Origin of the sequence: Dasania sp. GY-MA-18, assembly GCF_024734385.1 — a bacterium.
Lineage (GTDB): Bacteria > Pseudomonadota > Gammaproteobacteria > Pseudomonadales > Dasaniaceae > Dasania > Dasania phycosphaerae.
On record NZ_JANHAP010000001.1, the window covers coordinates 93,530 to 113,649 of the forward strand.

The window sequence follows — 20,120 nt, forward strand, 5'->3', positions numbered from 1 at the left end:
GTGTTATTCGATTATCAACTTGCGATTAGATATGCGGCCCAAAAGCCCCACTCAAAGATGGGCGCCATTATACCTGATGAGCCAAAGGAAATAATCACTATCTTGCAATGAACGGCACAGCTTGTGCGTTCATTCCATGGCAGCTAATAAATCCATCAGGCCTTCTATGCGGGTAAGGGAGTCAGAAGTTAGCAGCGAGTACTTCACCGACTCGTCTATGGGCAATAGCTGAGCTAAAACGCAGCTCAAGCTATCGACGTCGTTGAGGTCACTATCTATCTCTAGGCTGGCGATATGGGGGTGTTCGACTAATTGCGCCAGTAGGTTTTTTAATTCGGCGCTATATTGAGGGATGGGGATGCTGGGCTCGGGCTCTATCCACTCCACCTCGGCCTGCCACAACTCATTAACCCGCTGCTCGGCATGCTGTATGCGAAATTTTTTTTCGCCCTCTATTACCACCACTAGCAGGCCGTTCTCCAAGGAGTGCCAATCCACTATGCTGGCATAGGTACCCACATCGGCCAGTTTAGTACCCTGCGGTTGGCTGGCCACGCTGACCTCTGAGCCCTGCCGCAACCAGGCCACACCAAAACCAGTATTGGTTTTGAGGCAATCCTTTACCAAATCCAAATAACGAGGTTCGAATATCTGTAAGGGCATACGCCCCTTGGGAAATAACACCGCTTTTAACGGGAATAATGGAATAGTCTCCATAAACTGCCCCGGCTGCTGAATTTAAGACTGGGTTGCTAGCTCTAACACTGTTATTAAGTGTAATGCCTGATCGCGGTTATCACCACATACCTCAATATCAGCTTGAAACTGAGCACACAGGGCTGGCCGCTGAGGCAAGCCAAATAATTTGCAGAGATTGTCATCGTCTAACTGTACACAACGCACACCAGAGGGTTTGCCCTGGGGCATGCCAGGTATAGCGCTATTTATAGAGGGGGCAATGCAGCATGCACCGCAGCCTAAGCGGCAGTTCATTGGAAGAGTTTCATTTGGATTGCTTCACTTGCATGGGTTCACTTGGGTTGACCGCCGCGCGCTGTTATTGGCCAGGCCAGCCGAGAGTGATTATAACTCTATATTGCTGGCCTAGGTTAAACGTATTTAGCAAGCATAAGTCTATGCCGTATCTAGCGTTGTTCAGTGCTGCTCTGTGATTACGTTAATGGCCACCTTGCTTCAGGTGCTCGCAAGCCCTACACATTTCCCTAGCTGTACTAATATAAAACACGAGCAAGATCATTTTTAAGCAGCAAGATATCAACACCGCATAATACAACCACTCAGCTAGAGGCTTGCTATGGCAGAATCCAAACCGGTTTTCGATTGGCAGAATACGCTAACTGAAACCTATCATGAGTTCGCCCGTCAAACGATAGAACATATCCCCCAGTTACTAGGCGCTCTGGCTTTACTGCTTATTGGCTGGGTCATGGCGTGGCTGCTGCGTTTAGTCGCTCGCAAGTTAATTCGGGGGCTGGATGTACTGTTATTGCGAACCGCTCAAAAACGGGGACTAGCGCAATCATCCAACCGCTCCTACGCCCACTGGGTGGGCAACATAGTATTCTGGAGTGTATTGCTGTTTTTTATAGCTGCCAGCGCCAATATGATGGACTGGAAAATTATCGCCAGTGCCAGCAACGCTTTATTAATCTACCTCCCTAATGTACTCACTGGTTTGTTGATTATTTTGGCCGGCTTTGCTTTAAGTGGCATCGCACGCTCAGCCGTCGCCAGCGCCGCCGAGTCCACCGGTATCGCTCAAGCCGAACTGCTCGCACGTATAGCTCAGGTATCGGTAGTATTAACGGCGGTGATTATTGGTGCAGAGCAGTTAGGCATTAATGTTACCTTCCTCACCACCGCCCTGATTGTAATTACTGGTATATTTTTTGGCGGCGCAGCATTAGCTTTTGGCCTGGGTGCCAAGCACTTTGTGGCGAATGTGATTGGCGTACAAACCGCATGCAAACATTATCAACTAGGGCAACTGATTAAAATCGATGACATTGAGGGTTATTTATTAGAGATTACCTCCACCTTGGTAATTTTAGACACACCACAAGGCCGCGCTGCAATTCCCGCTAAGTTATTCCATGAAAAAATCAGCGAGATCATTACTGACACCGCTAGTAATGAAGCCGAGCCTCCACTGACTGGCAATCGCTTTAGCAAAAAAGGGGGGCATGATGAGCCAGTATGAATTGGATGTAGTGCTATCATTTATTCAGCAGCACCCCCAAGCCGCTGCACGTGAGCTGGAGTTACAATCACAGGACATAACCGCCGAACTTATTAAGGCTCTGCCACTGCGCCAAGGTCGCGAGCTGATTAGCCATATGCTGCCGCCTTATGCTGCTAGGCTATGTGCACATCTTTCGCTGGATATCACAGCTGGACTGCTTGCTGAATTTAGCAGCAATCAAGCGACGGCTATTTTAAGAAACATTCCCAAAACTAAGCGAGAACAAATTCTTATAGAGCTACCGGAAAAAACCGCCGTATTATGCCGTTTGCTGCTGAGCTATTCTGACGACTCTGTAGGTGCCTGGATGAGCGCCGATATTGTCATGTTACCGCCCAACTGCCTGGCAGCTGAAGCGCTGCAACGATTTGCCAATACCAATGGAGCCACCCTGGGCGATGCACTACCGGTTGTAGACAGCAACAACTATTTAGTAGGCCTCGTTTCAATAAGAGACTTATTAAACGCCAATAAAGCATCCTCCATTTCTCACCTTTGCATAGATGCACCCGCCCCCCTTTCTAGCCGCGCCAGTCTGGCGACGGCAGCCCACCATGAGGAGTGGCAACAATATGATGTTCTACCTGTGATTAACCGCAATAAAGAGTTAATCGGCTTATTAGCTCATGCCGATTTGCGCCGCAGCTTAGAACAATACGGTGAAATACCACGAGCCATTCCCCAAAATAATTTTCTGAGTAATATGGGGGAAGCCTATATAGGCTCACTGGTCGCACTATTAGCGCTGCTAGGCAACAAGTCCGATTCAGAATCCATGCTGGGAGAGCATCGATGAGTGATGAAGCAACAGCTGCCTCTGAAATATCCGAGCCTGAGGTATCAATATCTACAGAGATTTTGACGCGGGCTTTTTTCCGTAACTACCCTCGCGATGCCGCGCGCAAACTAGAGACATTACAAGCAAAAGCTGCAGCACAGATATTAGCTTCGCAGCCACCTGCGCTACGCCAAGGTGTGTGGATAAACATTACCCCGCCAGCAGCTAGCCAGATACTACCTCTGACCCCCGATGCCGTTGCCCTAGAACTGTTAGCGGCATTAGATGCCGGCCCCTGTGCCAGCCTGATCAGCCGACTTGAGCAACAGCAATGCGAACGCTACCTGTCATTAATGGGGCAAAGCCAAGCCCAAGAACTGCGGGAATTACTGAATTATCCACCCGACTGTGCTGGCCATATGATGGACACTGGCGTACTGACATTTAGCAAAGATATTACGGTGGCAGAAGCCATGGCACAACTAACCCAACACCCTGCCATTATGCGACGACGCCTATATACCCTAGACAGTGACTTTCGCCTACACGGGCAAGTAGACCTAGTGGATTTGGTGGCGGCACCAGCAAGCCAAACCTTAGCAGAGCTAAGTTCTTCAATCTCCGAATTTGTGGCCGCGCTAGACCCCAAGGAAGACGTTGCCGAAAAATTACAGAAAAACACCCTAGACATACTACCCGTTATTGATGTGCACCATCGCATATTGGGTATTATTCGCGGCGCCAATGCCATAGAGGCATTAAAAGAAAATATTTCCGCCGATTTGCAAACCATGGTTGGTGCCAGCGCAGATGAAAGAGCACTATCGAGCAGCTTATTTGCCGTTAAAAAACGCCAGCCCTGGTTGCAAATCAACTTGTTAACCGGCTTTTTAGCCGCTTCCGTGGTCGGTTTATTTGAAAGCACTATTGCGCAATTTACCGCCCTGGCCATATTGATGCCCATTGCCGCTGGGCAATCGGGTAATACCGGCGCGCAAGCACTAGCCGTCACTATGCGAGGCCTGACCCTGCGGGAAATCACCATTCGCCATTGGTTTAGAGTCATGATTAAAGAGGCCGGAGCCGGTTTCATCAATGGTATAGCCGTAGCCATCACCTGTGGCGCGGGAGTGTATTTATGGAGTCAGAGTATGGGACTGGCACTAGTGCTGTCTATGGCAATGATAATATCCATGACCATAGCCGGTATAGCCGGGGCGTTGGTGCCTATTTGTTTAAAAAAATTGGGGCAGGATCCCGCTCAATCTTCCTCCATTATATTAACGACGGTTACGGATATTGCGGGCTTTATGTCTTTTTTGGGGATCGCGACATTATTGGCTAGTATGTTGGTGTGAAAGTTAGTATCTAGGTGTAGTTGATTTGGGCTTTCTTTATTGATTTTTGTTTTTTGCTTAGCTTGGGTTCCGCCCTGCTGGGCGGGTTACTTTCTTTTGCTTGCCCAAAAGAAAGCTAACCAAAGAAAAAGGCCCCCCTAGTCCGTCGTCGGCTACGCCGATACCCTGCGCTACTCAGAAAATAACGGCCGCTGCGCAACTCGCATTTTTTGATACTTAATCAAAAAACACTCGGACAGTGCTCGCTACGTTGTGCCGTTATTTCCCTCCGTTGCTCGGCGACTCCCAAGGGGACTTCGGGTGCTTCGTAGTTGGTTTTGGAGGGCAATTTGAGCTTAAATGATGGGGGGGGGATGGTATACATAAAAATATAGGCGTAATGTCTAAATATAGCTATTCAGCTTGATAAGACTGTTAAAGCACCACTCAAACTCGCGTAGGAAAATTTTTAAGGATGACTGAATTGACTGCCCCCCAAATTCTACTTTCAGGAGAGTGGCAAGCTGCACTATTCCTTGGAGCTTTTTTTGTTGTAAATATAGCTATTACATCTTTCTTATCCGCTTACCTCAAGAAAAGAGCTGAAGATTATGCCTATCAACAAGTGGCAGCCGATATAACTAAGGCTGTAGAGTCTATAAAAGCTGATTTTTTCGGAAAATATTGAACGGATGAAATCCGATCTAGCCGGTGATATTGGACGAAGCCAGTATTTATATGAACGAGAACATGAAATACTCCAAAGCATTTCTACTCTGATATCTGAGGTTGAGCTGGCAAACAACAACTTCCGTTCTCAAAAGGTGATAGGTAGTAATACATCCGACAAAATATTTTTTGAGTTACAGGATAAGATCAAAGAAACAACTAACTACATATTCAAAGTAAGGGCTTTTATTCCAGATGAAATAATTCACGAAGCGATGAGATACATTGAATTAATTAATATCCACCATATGGATATTGGCTTATCTGAGCCCGATGAACTTCAGGAAAGAAAGATGCATTGGATGCAGGCAGATTTTAATGTTGTTTCAGAAAGTGGTAAATCATTGGTTGAATTAATTAGAATGCGAGTAAATCAGTGGTATAAGCTTTAAGATCAATGTGCTTGAAAGGTGCTATTTCAGGCTTTCGCAAAATCCACTACGAATTCAAAGGATCAGAGCACTTGAAAGACATTATTCTAGCTTTCTCAAATCCTACTACGAAGCACCCGAAGTCCCCTTGGGAGTCGCCGAGCAACGGAGAAAAGTAGCGGCGCGAAGCAGCGAGGACTGTTTGAGTATTTTGAAGATTTAGTATCTTCAAAATGCGAGTTCCGCAGCGGCCGCTAGTTTTTGAGTAGCACAGGGAACCCGAAGGGCGACGGACTAGGGGTGCCTTTTTCTTTGGTTAGCTTTCTTTTGGGCAAGCAAAAGAAAGTAACCCGCTCAGCAGGGCGGAACCCAAGCTAAGAAAAAAACAAAAATCAATAAAGAAAATCCAAATCAACTTCCTGGATTCCGGGCCATAGCCCGCCATGACAACCCCAAGCCCCTAGATACCTACCTACACAGGCATGACAGCCCCAACACCTACTGCCCTTCCTTACCCAAAGGCTTGAACGCAATAATCAACTGCGGCAATAATAATAAAGCCCCCATCAACGCGGCAAACATGGCCGAGGCAGTGAGCAAGCCAAAATAAATACTGGGTTTAAAGTTAGACAAAGCCAAAATCGAAAAACCCAAAACAATGGTCACCGAGGTGTAATACATAGCCTGCCCGGTAGAGGCGTGACAGCGGTACATGGTGGCTATGTAGTTGCGGTCTTTTTCAAACTCATCTTTAAAACGATGCACATAGTGTATGGTGTCATCCACACCTATGCCTATGGTGATAGCGGCTATGGTTACCGTCATAATATCTAAGGGTATTCCTATTAACCCCATACCGCCCAACACTAAGGTAGCAGCTAATAAATTGGGTGTGATAGCCAACAGCGCCATTTTGAATGAGCGAAACAACACTACAAACATCAGCATAATGCCTAAAAACACGGCACCTAAAGTGAGAATTTGCGAACGGAACAGGCTTTGCAGCATGTTGTTATACAACACCAACATGCCACTTAGGCGCACATTATCTTCGGCAAAGCCTAACTCATTAACCAAGTGCGATTTAATCTGTTTCATTAATTCATCGCGCTGCAGGCTGCGGCTGGTTTCTTTGACTCGTATGCTAATTCTTGCTTGATCTATCTCCTCGTCTAAATAAGGCGCTAACAATAAACTATGTATATCTTCGGGCAATTTCTTTTGGATTAAAGCCAATTGTATATTGTCGTAGCCGGGTGATAATTGCTCTAGCATTTTACCCGTGGTCGCCAGCGACATGACCTTGCCTGTTTCTGGCAGGCTGTCTATGTAATCGTGTACCTGCTCTATACGAGCCAAACCTGTGCGTGTAAACCAAATGCTGCTAGGGCCAGCATTTGCAGTGTCGTCATCTGCAAAACTCACATCATCAGCAAAAAAATCATCTTCGAAATCGTCGGCAAAATCATCGACAGCAGCTGCGTCATCAGCGCCGCTAGCTGGTTGCTCAGTACTGGCAAATACAGGGCCGCTTGCTTCTGCATCAATAATAATTTCTAGTGGTATGGTGCCACCTAGCTGTTCGTCTATTAGCTCCATGCCCTGATAAATTTCAGTAGATTCTTTGAAGTAATCGATAAAACGATTTTCGACTTTGAGTAAGCTAACCCCCCAAGCGCTCAAGCCAGCCAATAATAACGCCGCAATTAAGACTTTATTTTTATGATGCTCGGTAAGTTTGGCAAACCATAAAGTCATAGCAGCATCATGGGTATCTTCATCGCTTTTAGCAGCGCTGAGTGCGGGCTTTTTCATCAGCAACATAATGGAAGGCAATAACACAAAGGACAACACTAAGGCGGTGCTCACCCCTACGGTCATCATCCAACCAAAATCGATCACTGGCCGTATGCCACTAACCACCAGCGAGGCAAAGGCCACATTGGTGGTTAAGGTAGTGTACAAACAGGGCTTGGCCATAAACTGAGTGGTCTTGGCCACTAGTTGCGCCTGGCTATCATCGGGGTAGGCGTGTAACACCTCACGGTAGCGCACAATTAAGTGAATGGTGATAGACAAGGTAATAATTAATAACAGCGCCACAAAATTGGAGGAGATTACCGTCATACGCCAATCCAACCATGTGATTAGCCCCATCATAAATACCACGGTGGCCAAGCAGGTAGCCAAGGGCACGATTACCCAGCTGGGGCGTTTAAAAATAACTGCCATAACAAAAATAATAAACAGCATAATGCCGCTGCCAAAAACGACTAAATCGCTTTTAACAAAGTCAATCATATCCACTGCTATCATAGGCACACCACCTAAAAATAACTGTGCATTGCCGCGGTAACGATCCAGCACTTGGCGTACGCTATTGACCATTTCTGCTTGCTGTTTATTGAAGCTAACAGCGTAATCTCTAAAGGCTTGTTCGGCTTGCTGTAACTGCAATTGCTGCGCTTGCGTAAAACCCGGCCTGTGGGAGAGCGCCCGCAAATCATCCCGGGCATTGAGCAATTTAAAATACTGTTCATCGCGCTGTATGTTGACCTGTAAGGCTGTGGTCTTTGTATCCAGACTGGTTAGCAGGCTTTTATATACAGGGCTGGTGGTCAGTTCTTTGCGGGCTAACTCCCTATCCAGCTCGGGCATGCGCAAATTCATTATGCCCTTGTCATTGGCCACATCCTCTAAGGTGACTGGCGGGCTCTGCAGTAATGGCACATCTAAAATACTCACCACTGAGGTGATTTTGGGCAGCTGGGCTAAATCGCTTTGCAGGGCATCCAGTTGCGCCAATACCGCATCGCTAAGCAAATCTTGCTCGGGGGTGTAGGTGACCACCAAATAGTCGTCGGCACCATAGCGCTTATTAATTTCCCGGAAAAACTCTAAGTCTTTATCGCCCTCTAACACCAAGGAGTCGGCGGAGGCATCTAATTTAAAGTTGGGGATGTGACTGGCAAAACCAGCCAATATCAACAAGGTGGCTAATAGGGTCACTAAGGGACGCTGTAAAATTAATCTTTGATAAAACGAAAATAAACGCTGTTGCATGCGTAGAGTTATCCTTTAAACGATACCATGTGGTTGTTTATTTACTGAGCGCAGTAATGAGTTTTTGGTGTATTCCGGCAAAGCCGCCGTTGCTCATAATGACAATTTGTTCGCCGGGCTGAGCGCTGGCCACTAACTGCTCAATAATATGGTCTATGCTATGGCTAACACTGGCCCTACCCTCGCTGCCGGCCACGACTTGCTCTAAGCTCCAATCCAGCCCCGGCGGCTGATACCAGATTACGCGATCGGCTTGCTGAGTGGCATTGGGCAACTTAGCTAAATGCGCGCCCATGCGCATAGTGTTTGAGCGCGGCTCTATCACTGCGGTGATTTTTTGCGAACCCACTTTGGCGCGCAGGCCCGCTAGGGTGGTGGTAATCGCCGTAGGGTGATGAGCAAAATCATCGTACACCGCAACACCGTTAACCTCGGCTAATAGCTCCATGCGCCGCTTTACCCCTAAAAACTGGCTAAGGGCCTGCGCGGCTATAGCGGGGCTAACCCCCACATGCCTGGCTGCAGCCATCGCCGATAGCGCATTGCTGACATTGTGATGGCCACCATGGGCCCAATTAACCGTAGCCACGGGCTGGCCATCCAGCTGTACCTCAAACTGGCTGCCGTCGGCCTTTTGCAGTGTTGCCGCCCAACCCGCCGCTAAGGGCTTGTTGATAGCTGTGTAAACCTTCTCAGACCACAGGCCCTGTTTAAGCACAGCCTCTAGGCTGTCAGTTTGGGCGGGTAAAATAACCTGGCCATTGCTGGGTATGGTGCGTATTAAATGGTGAAACTGCTTTTGTATCGCCGCTAGGTCGTCAAAGATATCGGCGTGGTCAAACTCTAAATTATTAAGTACGGCAGTACGCGGGCGGTAATGAACAAATTTTGAGCGCTTATCAAAAAAGGCACTGTCGTATTCATCAGCCTCAATTACAAAAAAGGGCGATTCCCCCAGACGCGCCGATACGCCAAAATCGGCGGGCACACCGCCGATTAAATAACCGGGGCTCATGTTGGCGTATTCTAGTATCCACGCCAACATGCTAGAAGTGCTGGTTTTACCGTGCGTGCCAGCACAGGCTAATACCCAGCGATCTTGCAGCAAATGCTCAGATAACCACTGCGGGCCAGAGGTATACTTAAGCCCCTGCTCCAGCATGTATTCAACGGCGGGGTTGCCTCTAGACATGGCATTGCCCACCACCACTAAATCGGGGGCGGGGTCTAGCTGGGCGGGATCATAACCCTCAGTCAGTGCAATACCTTGCTCCTGCAACTGAGTGCTCATGGGGGGGTATACATTGGCATCTGAACCAGAAACGGTATGGCCTAACTGGCGGGCTAAAATAGCTAAGCCGCCCATAAAAGTGCCGCAGATACCCAAGATATGGATATGCATTACTGTCCTTAAGTGATTTTTATTGCGCGGATAGTATCACTGCAGCTAATTGAAACCCAGCACTAAGACCAGCCTTAGTCCTCGCTATCGACATACTCTAAACCTATGCCATTTTTATCGTGACGCACAACCCGCATTTTTACTACGGGAGCCTCACCATCACCCATGCCCTGCACCTGCACCGCTACGATCTCATTAATTTCAGGCATGGTATGCCCCTCGGAAAGTATAAAGGCACCCGTATCAGAAATATCACCCGTATGGGTTGCCAGCTCGCCCACTTCCGGGTGTGATACCTTGACCTCGGCACGAAACTTGGTGCGCACATCACGCCTTTTGTCTGAATCCGTCATAATAAAACCTAAGTTATTGTTATTGTCCTAAACCATCTCTGTGGCAAGGTTAGCATAAGCCGACCATTCAAGCATTGGTATTCAGCCCAGCTCAGTTTATAATCGCAGATCAATTTTTTAGGCCACTACTTTTAGCCTAGCGGTTATTAATACAGCGGCTAACCCCCTACTAATGGCACTAACTGTCAAATATTAACCACAATTGGAATGCAGCAACCATGAGCTACAACAAAATCCCAGCAGGTAAAGACTTACCCAATGACATTTATGTCGCTATAGAGATTCCAGCGAATCACGACCCTATTAAGTACGAAATTGACAAGGACATGGATTGCTTATTAGTTGACCGTTTTATGGCTACCCCCATGTTTTACCCTGCCAACTACGGCTACATACCTGAAACACTATCAGAAGATGGCGACCCATTAGACGTGCTGGTGGTCACCCCTTACCCGGTAGCCCCAGGCTCTGTTATACGCTCACGCCCTATAGGCATATTAAACATGAGCGACGAAGCAGGTTTAGACGCCAAGCTGTTAGCCGTGCCCCACGACAAGCTCACCACTTTATACAAAGACGTACAAGAGATTGCCGACCTACCCGAACTGCTAATCAAGCAAATCGAGCATTTCTTTGAAAACTACAAAGACTTAGAAGCTGGCAAGTGGGTTAAGGTAGAAGGCTGGGATAATGCAGAGGCCGCCAAAGCTGAAATTATTAAAGCTAAAGCCGCTTACGAAAACGCCTAAGGCTTATTCGAATATAAAAAAACCAGGCAATGCCTGGTTTTTTTATATTCATTATTTACCACTAAGCCGTTTTAGGCTTACTGTTGAGCAACTTTTGATAGAGCTTGGTGTTTTTGCGTATCGCCTTATGCTTAGCATAAGTTTCTATCGCTTTTTTCCAAGCCTCTTGTTCACCATGGGCATTTACGGAAAAACTGGTGCACACTATCTTTTGTTTAATTTCCGAAGAAATCCCCACTTGAAATATAGGGGTAATAGTGCCGCTCTTTTCCGTTTTCAGCAAATAACTAATCCCCTTAATAGTACCATCAGGGTTAAAGCAACGATCTGCTTTTAGTTGCTGTTTCGTTTTTTGTTGCAGTTCAGCAAGCTCCTTATCTCTATCAAAAGCATCTTGCTCAACCCGCCGCTTATGCCGGCCCTCCAAACGCACACCCTCGCTTTTTAGCGAAAAGTACTCTTGGTATAACTCCCCGTTTATCGTTCGCCGCACACGAAAACCATAAAAGGCCTCGTTGTCTATTAGTTTTACACTCAAAATAACCTCTTTACTCCGCAAAATGCAGAGAGATATGCCGCATCCGTGACGTATTTATTATTTCAGCTGAGTACCAACTCAACGTTTTTAAAGCTCGGCTAATGTATAGAAAACTGCTACAACTTTACAAGCGATTAAGTTCACAATATAAAAACTTATCCAAAAAAATTATTGCAAAATAAACTGGAAATTTTCCGGATAACAGTCTACGGGCACGTCAATAAAACGATTTTTAATCAAATCTATATTATTGAGCACCGTTTCTTTTAATAGCATGTCGCCGCTTTCACAACATTGCCGGATGGCAGTAAGCGTTAAAGCTTTTTGATAATGCGCAGCTAGCGGCGCATAACTTATATGCCAACGCTCGGGAGCCACCCCGCCCCTGTCCTTATCATAGGGGCGAAAAAAGCCTAGCTCAGGCTCTGCTAATATCAACTCATCTAGCCAATTATGCATGGCATTAAAAGGCCCGCCCTCACTAACTTCAGCCAGGGATAGCTGCAACTGATAGTCTGGCGCTACAGCAGCTCTGTCATATATATCTATATCGGTACCCCAGTGGTGCCTAGAGGCCCCAGGCAAGGCTGACCAGCGCAATACCGCTTGCAGCTGCTGCCACTCACTCAAACCCTGCAAGAGCAGCAGTTGATTTTGACTATCGTATACCGGCCTGGCGCCGCTGAGCTTAGCATTCCAGATCGCCAGCTGACGCTCATAACTGCGGTAGGCGCTGGCTATTGCCAAATCAAAGCCCGCAGCTGCCGCCCTGCGCTGCAAATCTAGATAAGCCGCCACCACGCCTTTATGCAGCGGCGCTTCGGCACTGCTGTAATCAATATCCTGATCGTTTTGGCCCAGTAAACTAGCAATATCCATCATAGCTTTTGCACTATTTTCAGCAATTTGTGTGTGTTTATTGATATATAAGACTATCTGTATTATAAAAATAGAACATAATAACAAAGATAGCAGAGCAAGCCTTATGCAAAACGATTTACTAGACTTAAAAAATCTAGGTAACACCTCTATTAACTGGCTTAAGGCCATAGGCATTAACAGCTATGAAGATTTAAAAAATATCGGCCCTGTTGAAGCCTACACCCAAATCAAACAACGAGAAATTAAAGTATCCAAGGTGTTTTTATACGCCCTGCAAGGCGCTTTAACTGACACCCACTGGAACGATTTAGCTCCCAGCTTAAAACAGCAGCTGGTTGAAGAAGCTGAAAAACGATTATCTACCACCTGATTATGCCCAAGCTTTGCCATATAGACGATATAGCTGACGACAGCTCCAAAGGTTTTGAACTCAAAGATGGCAGTATATTTGCCGTTAAAAAAGACGGCCAATTATTTGTTTATAAAAACAGCTGCCCACACTTAGGCGTGGAGCTAAACTGGCAGGAAGATCAGTTTTTAGATATGGATAACACCCTAATACAATGCAGTACCCACGGCGCTTTATTTCTAATAGAGGATGGCCAATGTGTTGCCGGACCCTGCATGGGAGAGTACTTACAGCCCGTCGATTATCACTTAGAGGACGGTGTTATTACAGTCTCTAGTCTCTAGTCTCTAGTCTCTAGTCTCTAGTCTCTAGTCTCTAGTCTCTAGAATTTTAGCGCCATCCCACAAAAACAAAAAAGGCCAGCTCCCCAAAGGGAGCTGGCCTTTTTACTAGCCACTATAAACTAGTAACTAGCGACTGTTTAGTCTTCTGAAGCTTGTTCAGTTTTTTCTTCTAGCTCTTTCATAGACAGCTTAATACGGCCGCGCTGATCCACGTCTAATACTTTAACTTGGATCTCTTGGCCTTCTTTTAAGTAGTCAGTCACGTTCTCTACACGCTCAGATGAGATTTGCGAGATGTGAACCAAACCGTCTTTGCCAGGCAAGATATTAACAAAAGCACCAAAATCAACGATGCGTGCAACAGTACCGGTATAGGTAGCACCCACTTCCGCTTCAGCTGTGATTTCTTCAACTTTAGCGACTGCGGCGTCACGTGATGCGGCATCAGTACCGTAGATGCGAACTGTGCCGTCATCATCGATATCAACGCTAGCGCCAGTTTCTTCAGTAATAGCACGTATAGTTGCGCCGCCTTTACCGATTACGTCACGAATCTTGTCAGAATCGATTTTCAACGTTGCCATAGAGGGCGCATTTTCAGACACTTCAGTACGGGCAGTACTGATCACCTGATTCATTTGACCCAAGATGTGCAAACGCGCATCCATGGCTTGCTGTAGTGCAATCTCCATGATTTGCTCGTTGATACCTTCGATTTTAATATCCATCTGTAGAGCAGTAATACCATCGGCAGTACCCGCTACTTTAAAGTCCATGTCACCTAGGTGATCTTCGTCACCCAAGATATCGGTTAATACAGCGAAACGCTCGCCCTCTTTAACCAAGCCCATGGCGATACCAGCAACAGGCGCCTTAAGTGGTACACCCGCTTCCATCATAGACAAACTGGCCACACAGGCAGATGCCATAGAGCTAGAACCGTTAGATTCGGTGATTTCTGAAACCACACGTATGGTGTAGGGGAAATCCTCAGGCTTAGGTAATACCGCAGCAACACCGCGACGTGCTAAACGTCCGTGGCCTATCTCACGACGGCTAGTGAAGCCAGCACGGCCACACTCACCTACTGAGTAAGGAGGGAAGTTGTAGTGCAACATGAAGTTATCTTCACGCTTACCTTCCAAGGCGTCGATTAACTGTGCGTCCCTAGTCGTACCTAAAGTGGTTACACCAATAGCTTGGGTTTCACCGCGAGTAAATAAGGCAGAACCGTGAGTTTTGGGTAATACACCTACTTCAACGTTAATGCCACGTACTGTGCTGTTATCGCGGCCATCAATACGGGCTTCGCCGTTTAGTATGCGCTGACGTACAGTAGACTTTTCAAGCTTTTTAAATACCTCTAAAACTTCCTCAGCTGTGTATTGCGCTTCTTCACCTGTGGCTAGCTGGGCAACTAACTGATCTTTTAAAGCACCTAAGGCAGCATAGCGCTCAGCTTTATCGGTGATGCGGTAAGCATCGCCTATACCTTGTTTAAAACCGTTAGCAACAGCCGCTAACAATGCAGTATTTTCAGGCTCAGCATCAGTTTCCCAACGCGGCTTACCGACTTCTGCAGCTAGCTCTGCAATCACTTTGATTACCGCTTGCATCTCTTGGTGGGCATATAAAACCGCACCTAACATTTGGTCTTCAGTTAATTCCTGGGCTTCCGATTCAACCATTAATACCGCGTCAGAAGTACCGGCAACAACCATATCCAAAGCACTTTCGGCTAATTTGCTATAGCTAGGGTTTAAGATGTAACCCTCTTCTGCGGTAAAGCCAACACGAGCTGCGCCTACGGGGCCGTTAAAAGGCACACCTGAAATCGCCAATGCTGCCGAAGTACCAATTAAAGAAATAATATCAGGATCAGTTTCAGTATCAGCAGACATAACAGTACAAATAACTTGTACTTCGTTTTTAAAGCCTTCAGGAAATAATGGACGTATAGGACGATCGATTAAACGTGAAGTTAAGGTCTCTTTTTCTGAGGGGCGCGCTTCGCGCTTGAAGAAACCACCAGGAATTTTACCAACGGCATAGGCTTTCTCTTGGTAATGCACACCTAATGGAAAAAAGTCTTGACCGGGCTTAGCAGACTTGGCGGCCACTACAGTACAAAGTACTTTTACATCGCCCATAGTCGCCAATACTGCACCTGTCGCTTGACGGGCAATACGGCCTGTTTCTAAAGTTACGGTTTGATTACCGTATTGAAATGTTTTTGTTACTGGATTCACCAATTGAAATCCTCCCTTCTGGGGCTAATTTAAGTTCTGTTTGACTATCTTTTACGATTTTTTAATAACATTTTAAACGAAGCTAAAATGCAAAAACCCCAACCGTTTAGCTGGGGTTTTTTATTAGGTCTTAACGACGTAGACCTAAACGCTTAATTAAGTCGGCATAACGTTCAACGTTTTTGCCTTTTAAGTAATCCAACAATTTACGACGTTGGTTTACCATACGGATCAAACCACGACGTGAGTGGTGATCTTGCTTATGGTCACCAAAGTGGCCTTGTAACTTTAAGATATTTGCTGTTAACAATGCTACCTGTACTTCTGGTGAACCGGTATCGCCTTCAGCTGTTTGGTATTCAGCTACTACAGCTGCTTTTTCGCTAGCAGATAATGCCATTTTTAAATCCTTAATTAATCAAATGATATGCCCCGTAACCACCACCTAAGCTGTGGCTACCTCTGAAATTTAGCCTGACCGCGCATATCTACAGTCAGGTTAATAGTGTGTTTTACACAGCCATAGGCTGCTTGCGCACATAAGCGCGGGATTTTACCCTATTTGGGATCAGTTTGTCGCTATTAATCGACGAGGTTTTACCAATCCATCGTCATTTAGCTCACCTATACCCAAAAAGTGCCCCTGCTCACTATAGAGCTTAAATTCACTATCACTTGGTGCCTTAGGCACCATCACCGCTTGGCCCTGCTTAATATAGTCCACCGCCGCCTCGCTGAGGGCTACCGAAGGCAGGTGAGTCAGCGCCTGATCGACCGGCTGCAGCAGTGCATCCAGATCAGCAAAGGCTTCGTTATCGCGCAATACTTGCAACTGCGCCAAGCTTACCCCCTGGGACTCAACAAAAGGCCCGGCCGCCGTGCGGCGCAGCATGGATACATGGGCACCACAGCCCAAAGCCGCGCCCAAGTCCTCAGCTATAGAGCGCACATAGGTGCCCTTGCTACACTCTATATACACATCGATTTCAGGGTGCTCGCCCGCTCTATACGCCTCTAAGTCTAGAGTGAAAATCTCTACTTGGCGGCGCTTGCGCTCCACCTCTATACCCTTGCGGGCTAGCTTATATAGGGGCTGCCCCTGGTGTTTCAGCGCAGAATACATAGAGGGCACCTGCTCTATTTCACCCCTAAACTGGGCCAGCGCCGCCAATACCTGCTGCTCACTAATATCAGCCGCAGGCTGAGTACTAATGACTTCGCCCTCAGCATCCCCCGTAGCGGTGCTCACCCCCAGGGTAAAGGTACTGCGGTAGGCCTTGTCGGAATCGAGCAGGTATTGCGAAAATTTGGTGGCCTCGCCAAAGCACAGCGGCAGTACGCCGGTAGCTAAAGGATCTAAGCTGCCGGTATGACCGGCTTTTTGGGCTTGATAGATAGCTCTAGCCACTTGCAGCGCCCAGTTAGAGCTTTTATCTAGGGGTTTATCTAATACTAAAATACCGTCTACCGGCCTACCACGACGTCGCCTAGCCAAAATCAGGCCTCACTATCGTCATCGGCTTTATCATAGCCTTCATGCTGCTTATCTTCAGACACAGCTTTGTCGATAAGATTAGAAAGATACTGCCCCTGCACCACACTGCTATCAAAATAAAAGCGCAGCTTGGGCGTGGTGCGTGCATTGTTGGCCTTGGCAATTTGGCTGCGTAAAAAGCCCGCTGCCTTGTTCAGTGCCTCTACAGACTCTTCCGCCTCTTGCTCGGTCTCTTTACCCAACACCGTCACAAATACCTTGGCGTGACTCATGTCGCGGCTCACCTCTACATCGGTGACACTTACCATGCCCACTCTGGGGTCGCGAATCTCAAATTGGATAAGGCCCGAAAGCTCTCGCTTAATAAAATCGCCCACCCGCTGGGTACGGCTATATTCTTTGGCCATGTCAGCCACCACCTAAACTAATTGCGGGGCCAATTAATCACCCCTGAAAATAAAAAATTGCCATGCCTGTAACAGGCATGACAATCATAAATATAGCTACGCTAATGCAACAATAAGCATGTAGAAATTACAGGGTACGGGCGTACTCTTTAACTTCATAAACTTCTATCTTATCGCCAGGCTTAACGTCGGTATAATTTTTAACACCTATACCACACTCCATGCCATTGCGTACTTCATTGACATCATCTTTAAAGCGACGCAGTGACTCCAGTTCGCCCTCATAAATAACAACGTCATCACGCAATACCCGTATGGGGTTGCTGCGTATAAGCGTACCTTCGATAACCATACAGCCGGCAATTTGACCAAACTTAGGTGAAGTAAATACGTCGCGCACTTCGGCGGTACCGTTAATCTCTTCACGCATTTCTGGGCTAAGCATGCCAGACAGGGCCTGTTTAACGTCGTCTATCAAATCGTAAATAATGCTGTAGTAGCGCAGGTCTATACCTTCATTCTCTACCACTTGACGCGCTTTGTTATCGGCCCGCACATTAAAACCAAATACTACGGCATTAGAAGTTAACGCTAAGGTAACGTCGGTTTCAGTAATACCACCTACACCACCGGTAATAATATTCACTTTAACTTCTTCGTTACCCAAGTCTAATAAAGATGCCTGTATCGCCTCTAAAGAGCCCCGCACATCAGCCTTGATAACTATATTCAAGGTGCGCACTTCGTCTGAGCCCATATTGGCAAACATATTTTCTAGTTTGGCTGCCTGTTGACGCTTAAGCTTATCTTCGCGATCTTTGGCCTGACGGAACAAGGTCACTTCACGCGCCTTCTTCTCGTTTTCGAGCACCATGAAGCTATCACCGGCATCTGGAGTGCCATCTAAGCCTAAAATTTCTACCGGTATAGAAGGCCCCGCCTCTTTAATCGGCTGGCCATTTTCGTCGTTCATAGCACGTACGCGACCATAGTGATGACCCGCCAACACTATATCGCCCTGGCGCAAAGTACCCGCCTGCACTAATACCGAAGCCACTGAACCGCGACCTTTATCCAAGCGCGATTCAATAACAATACCGCTGCCGGGTATATCGGTAGCCGCCTGCAGCTCTAACAGCTCTGCCTGCAGCAAAATAGCTTCTAGTAAGGCATCAACACCCTCACCGGTATGGGCTGAAACAGGTACAAACTGCACATCGCCACCCCAGTCTTCTGGGATTACGTCTTTAGCGGCTAATTCATTTTTAACCCGGTCCAGGTCGGCTGCTTCTTTATCAATTTTGTTAACTGCAACAATAATAGGCACTTCTGCCGCGCGAGCGTGCTTGATTGCCTCTTCTGTTTGCGGCATCACACCATCATCAGCGGCCACGACCAAAATAACAATATCGGTACTCTTAGCACCGCGTGCACGCATAGCAGTAAACGCCGCGTGGCCCGGGGTATCTAAGAAAGAGATCATGCCGTGGTCGGTTTCTACGTGGTAGGCACCTATGTGCTGGGTAATACCACCAGCTTCACCACCGGCCACACCGGTTTTGCGTATGTAATCCAGCAACGAGGTTTTACCGTGGTCTACGTGACCCATAACAGTAACCACTGGGGCACGAGGCGCCATGGTGCCCTCTTGCTGACCCAGCTCTATTTCTAGCGCCTCTTCAACTTCATCACCGCTGACCAGCTTGGCAATATGCCCTAGCTCTTCAACCACTAGCTGGGCTGTATCTTGATCCAAGCTTTGGTTAATGGTGGCCATTACCCCCATACCCATCAGCTTTTTAATGACCTCTGAGGCTTTTACATGCATTTTCTGAGCTAGCTCAGAGACTAAGATGGCTTCTGGGATTGCAACTTCGATAGTTTTCTTCTCGGTAGGGGCCGAGAAACCATGCTGCTTAGCACCTTCTGGCAATTTTAAGATTTTTTGTTTACGGCGGCCGCGCATATTGCCTTCACCATCCATATCGATATCACGGATGTTGTGGCCACGATTTTTGCCGCGTTTTTTAACAGCCAGCTCTTTCGCTTTAGGGCCGCCCTTCTTCTTGCTAACGCGCTCATCTTTATCGGCATCAGGCTCAGCGTGTAAACGAGTAGGCTTAGCTTTTTTCTCTTCCGACTTCTTAGCTGTTTCCGCGCCTGCCTGCTGACGCTCTTCCTCAGCGCGCTTAGCAGCCAAGGCCGCTGCTTGTAATTCGCGATCTTTGGCTTCTTTTTCTTGACGCTTAGCCGCGGCCATCTGGCGCAGCACTTCGGGGTCCATTTTGGACTTATCTAATATTTCTTCGGCGGGCGCAGCAGCTTTTGCCGCCGCAGCCGCTTTTTCAGCCTCGGCCTTGGCCTCTGCCGCAGCTTTTGCTGCCGCTTCTTCAGCAGCTGCTTTTTCGGCTGCTAGCTCTTGCTCAGACTTTTCTGAGCCAGCGTTTTTAGCCTGCTCTTCGGCCAACAACTCTTGTGGATCGCGCTTAACGTAGGTACGTTTTTTACGCACCTCTACGCTAACCGTTTTCTTACCCTGGCTAGAGCTGGTTTTTAAAGTGCTTAAGGTTTTACGTTTTAAGGTAATCTTTTTAGGCGCGTCTACAGTTTCACCGTGGCTGCTTTTCAAAAAAGCTAGCAGGGTTTGCTTATCATCATCCGATACAATTTGTTCAGCCTGTGTATGCGTTAGGCCCGCCTGCTTCATTTGACCCAATAAACGGTCAACTGGCGCGCCAACTACTTCAGCTAGTTGGCTTACAGTTACTTCAGCCATTCAGTATTCTCCTGTGTATTGCTACTTGTTGTTAC

At 47.2% G+C, this 20,120-nt stretch carries 20 protein-coding genes; 8 read left to right on the plus strand and 12 right to left on the minus strand.

Going from position 1 to position 20,120, the window contains the following annotated elements; all coding sequences use genetic code 11:
• Positions 1-129: 129 nt before the first annotated feature.
• Together NO559_RS00430 and NO559_RS00435 are read right to left on the minus strand one after the other, a co-directional pair.
• Entirely contained in the window at positions 130-717 is a 588-nt protein-coding gene (locus NO559_RS00430) for an LON peptidase substrate-binding domain-containing protein (RefSeq protein WP_258329794.1), read from the minus strand.
• A gap of 21 nt (positions 718-738) precedes the next feature.
• Positions 739-993: a YkgJ family cysteine cluster protein gene (locus tag NO559_RS00435; RefSeq protein ID WP_258329795.1), complete on the minus strand. Its 255-nt coding sequence runs from the start codon at positions 991-993 to the stop codon at positions 739-741.
• 322 nt (positions 994-1,315) lie between these two features.
• On the opposite strand from NO559_RS00435, the gene NO559_RS00440 reads away from it, so the two are divergent.
• The 5 genes from NO559_RS00440 to NO559_RS00460 all read left to right on the plus strand — a co-directional run bounded on the left by NO559_RS00440 (position 1,316) and on the right by NO559_RS00460 (position 5,499).
• The gene (locus tag NO559_RS00440; protein ID WP_258329796.1) at positions 1,316-2,221 is read left to right on the plus strand and encodes a mechanosensitive ion channel; all 906 of its coding nucleotides are present in this window, start codon (positions 1,316-1,318) and stop codon (positions 2,219-2,221) included.
• Positions 2,208-3,059, plus strand: coding sequence for a CBS domain-containing protein (locus NO559_RS00445; protein ID WP_258329797.1), 852 nt, complete (start codon positions 2,208-2,210; stop codon positions 3,057-3,059). Before NO559_RS00440 ends, NO559_RS00445 begins: the two co-directional genes overlap by 14 nt.
• On the plus strand, positions 3,056-4,399 hold the full coding sequence (locus tag NO559_RS00450) for a magnesium transporter (protein WP_258329798.1): 1,344 nt from the start codon (positions 3,056-3,058) through the stop codon (positions 4,397-4,399). The genes NO559_RS00445 and NO559_RS00450 overlap by 4 nt, the downstream gene beginning before the upstream one ends.
• A 454-nt stretch (positions 4,400-4,853) precedes the next feature.
• Positions 4,854-5,066 carry a hypothetical protein gene (locus NO559_RS00455; RefSeq protein WP_258329799.1) on the plus strand — a complete coding sequence of 71 codons (213 nt, stop codon included), beginning with the start codon at positions 4,854-4,856 and terminating at the stop codon, positions 5,064-5,066.
• Between the two features lie 4 nt (positions 5,067-5,070).
• Positions 5,071-5,499: a hypothetical protein gene (locus NO559_RS00460; protein ID WP_258329800.1), complete on the plus strand. Its 429-nt coding sequence runs from the start codon at positions 5,071-5,073 to the stop codon at positions 5,497-5,499.
• Between the two features lie 477 nt (positions 5,500-5,976).
• Here NO559_RS00460 and NO559_RS00465 read toward each other — a convergent pair whose 3' ends face one another.
• From NO559_RS00465 to NO559_RS00475, 3 genes are all read right to left on the minus strand, one after another.
• Positions 5,977-8,541, minus strand: coding sequence for an RND family transporter (locus tag NO559_RS00465; RefSeq protein ID WP_258329801.1), 2,565 nt, complete (start codon positions 8,539-8,541; stop codon positions 5,977-5,979).
• A gap of 37 nt (positions 8,542-8,578) precedes the next feature.
• Complete coding sequence (gene mpl / locus NO559_RS00470; protein ID WP_258329802.1) at positions 8,579-9,943, minus strand: UDP-N-acetylmuramate:L-alanyl-gamma-D-glutamyl-meso-diaminopimelate ligase; 1,365 nt, start codon at positions 9,941-9,943, stop codon at positions 8,579-8,581.
• Positions 9,944-10,017: 74 nt separating this feature from the next.
• Entirely contained in the window at positions 10,018-10,296 is a 279-nt protein-coding gene (locus NO559_RS00475) for a PilZ domain-containing protein (RefSeq protein WP_258329803.1), read from the minus strand.
• 218 nt (positions 10,297-10,514) lie between these two features.
• On the opposite strand from NO559_RS00475, the gene ppa reads away from it, so the two are divergent.
• Positions 10,515-11,045: an inorganic diphosphatase gene (gene ppa, locus NO559_RS00480; RefSeq protein WP_258329804.1), complete on the plus strand. Its 531-nt coding sequence runs from the start codon at positions 10,515-10,517 to the stop codon at positions 11,043-11,045.
• A gap of 61 nt (positions 11,046-11,106) precedes the next feature.
• Here ppa and NO559_RS00485 read toward each other — a convergent pair whose 3' ends face one another.
• Positions 11,107-11,583, minus strand: coding sequence for a hypothetical protein (locus tag NO559_RS00485; RefSeq protein WP_258329805.1), 477 nt, complete (start codon positions 11,581-11,583; stop codon positions 11,107-11,109).
• Between the two features lie 168 nt (positions 11,584-11,751).
• On the minus strand, positions 11,752-12,465 hold the full coding sequence (locus NO559_RS00490; RefSeq protein WP_258329806.1) for a M15 family metallopeptidase: 714 nt from the start codon (positions 12,463-12,465) through the stop codon (positions 11,752-11,754).
• A gap of 103 nt (positions 12,466-12,568) precedes the next feature.
• Between NO559_RS00490 and NO559_RS00495 the strand changes: the two genes are divergently transcribed.
• Positions 12,569-12,835 carry a TfoX/Sxy family protein gene (locus tag NO559_RS00495; protein ID WP_258329807.1) on the plus strand — a complete coding sequence of 89 codons (267 nt, stop codon included), beginning with the start codon at positions 12,569-12,571 and terminating at the stop codon, positions 12,833-12,835.
• Positions 12,836-12,837: 2 nt separating this feature from the next.
• A complete protein-coding gene (locus tag NO559_RS00500) occupies positions 12,838-13,158 on the plus strand; it encodes a Rieske (2Fe-2S) protein (RefSeq protein ID WP_258329808.1) in 321 nt (106 codons plus the stop codon).
• 137 nt (positions 13,159-13,295) lie between these two features.
• Here the strand turns inward: NO559_RS00500 and pnp are convergent, their stop codons facing one another.
• The 5 genes from pnp to infB form a co-directional block, all read right to left on the minus strand.
• On the minus strand, positions 13,296-15,407 hold the full coding sequence (gene pnp / locus NO559_RS00505; RefSeq protein ID WP_258329809.1) for a polyribonucleotide nucleotidyltransferase: 2,112 nt from the start codon (positions 15,405-15,407) through the stop codon (positions 13,296-13,298).
• 130 nt (positions 15,408-15,537) lie between these two features.
• On the minus strand, positions 15,538-15,807 hold the full coding sequence (gene rpsO / locus NO559_RS00510) for a 30S ribosomal protein S15 (RefSeq protein WP_258329810.1): 270 nt from the start codon (positions 15,805-15,807) through the stop codon (positions 15,538-15,540).
• A 168-nt stretch (positions 15,808-15,975) separates the two neighbouring features.
• Positions 15,976-16,902 (minus strand): tRNA pseudouridine(55) synthase TruB, encoded by a 927-nt coding sequence (gene truB, locus NO559_RS00515; RefSeq protein ID WP_258329811.1) that lies wholly within the window; start codon positions 16,900-16,902, stop codon positions 15,976-15,978.
• Positions 16,903-16,904: 2 nt separating this feature from the next.
• Positions 16,905-17,309 carry a 30S ribosome-binding factor RbfA gene (gene rbfA, locus NO559_RS00520; RefSeq protein WP_258329812.1) on the minus strand — a complete coding sequence of 135 codons (405 nt, stop codon included), beginning with the start codon at positions 17,307-17,309 and terminating at the stop codon, positions 16,905-16,907.
• A 127-nt stretch (positions 17,310-17,436) separates the two neighbouring features.
• Positions 17,437-20,085: a translation initiation factor IF-2 gene (gene infB, locus NO559_RS00525; RefSeq protein ID WP_258329813.1), complete on the minus strand. Its 2,649-nt coding sequence runs from the start codon at positions 20,083-20,085 to the stop codon at positions 17,437-17,439.
• Between the last annotated feature and the right edge of the window lie 35 nt (positions 20,086-20,120).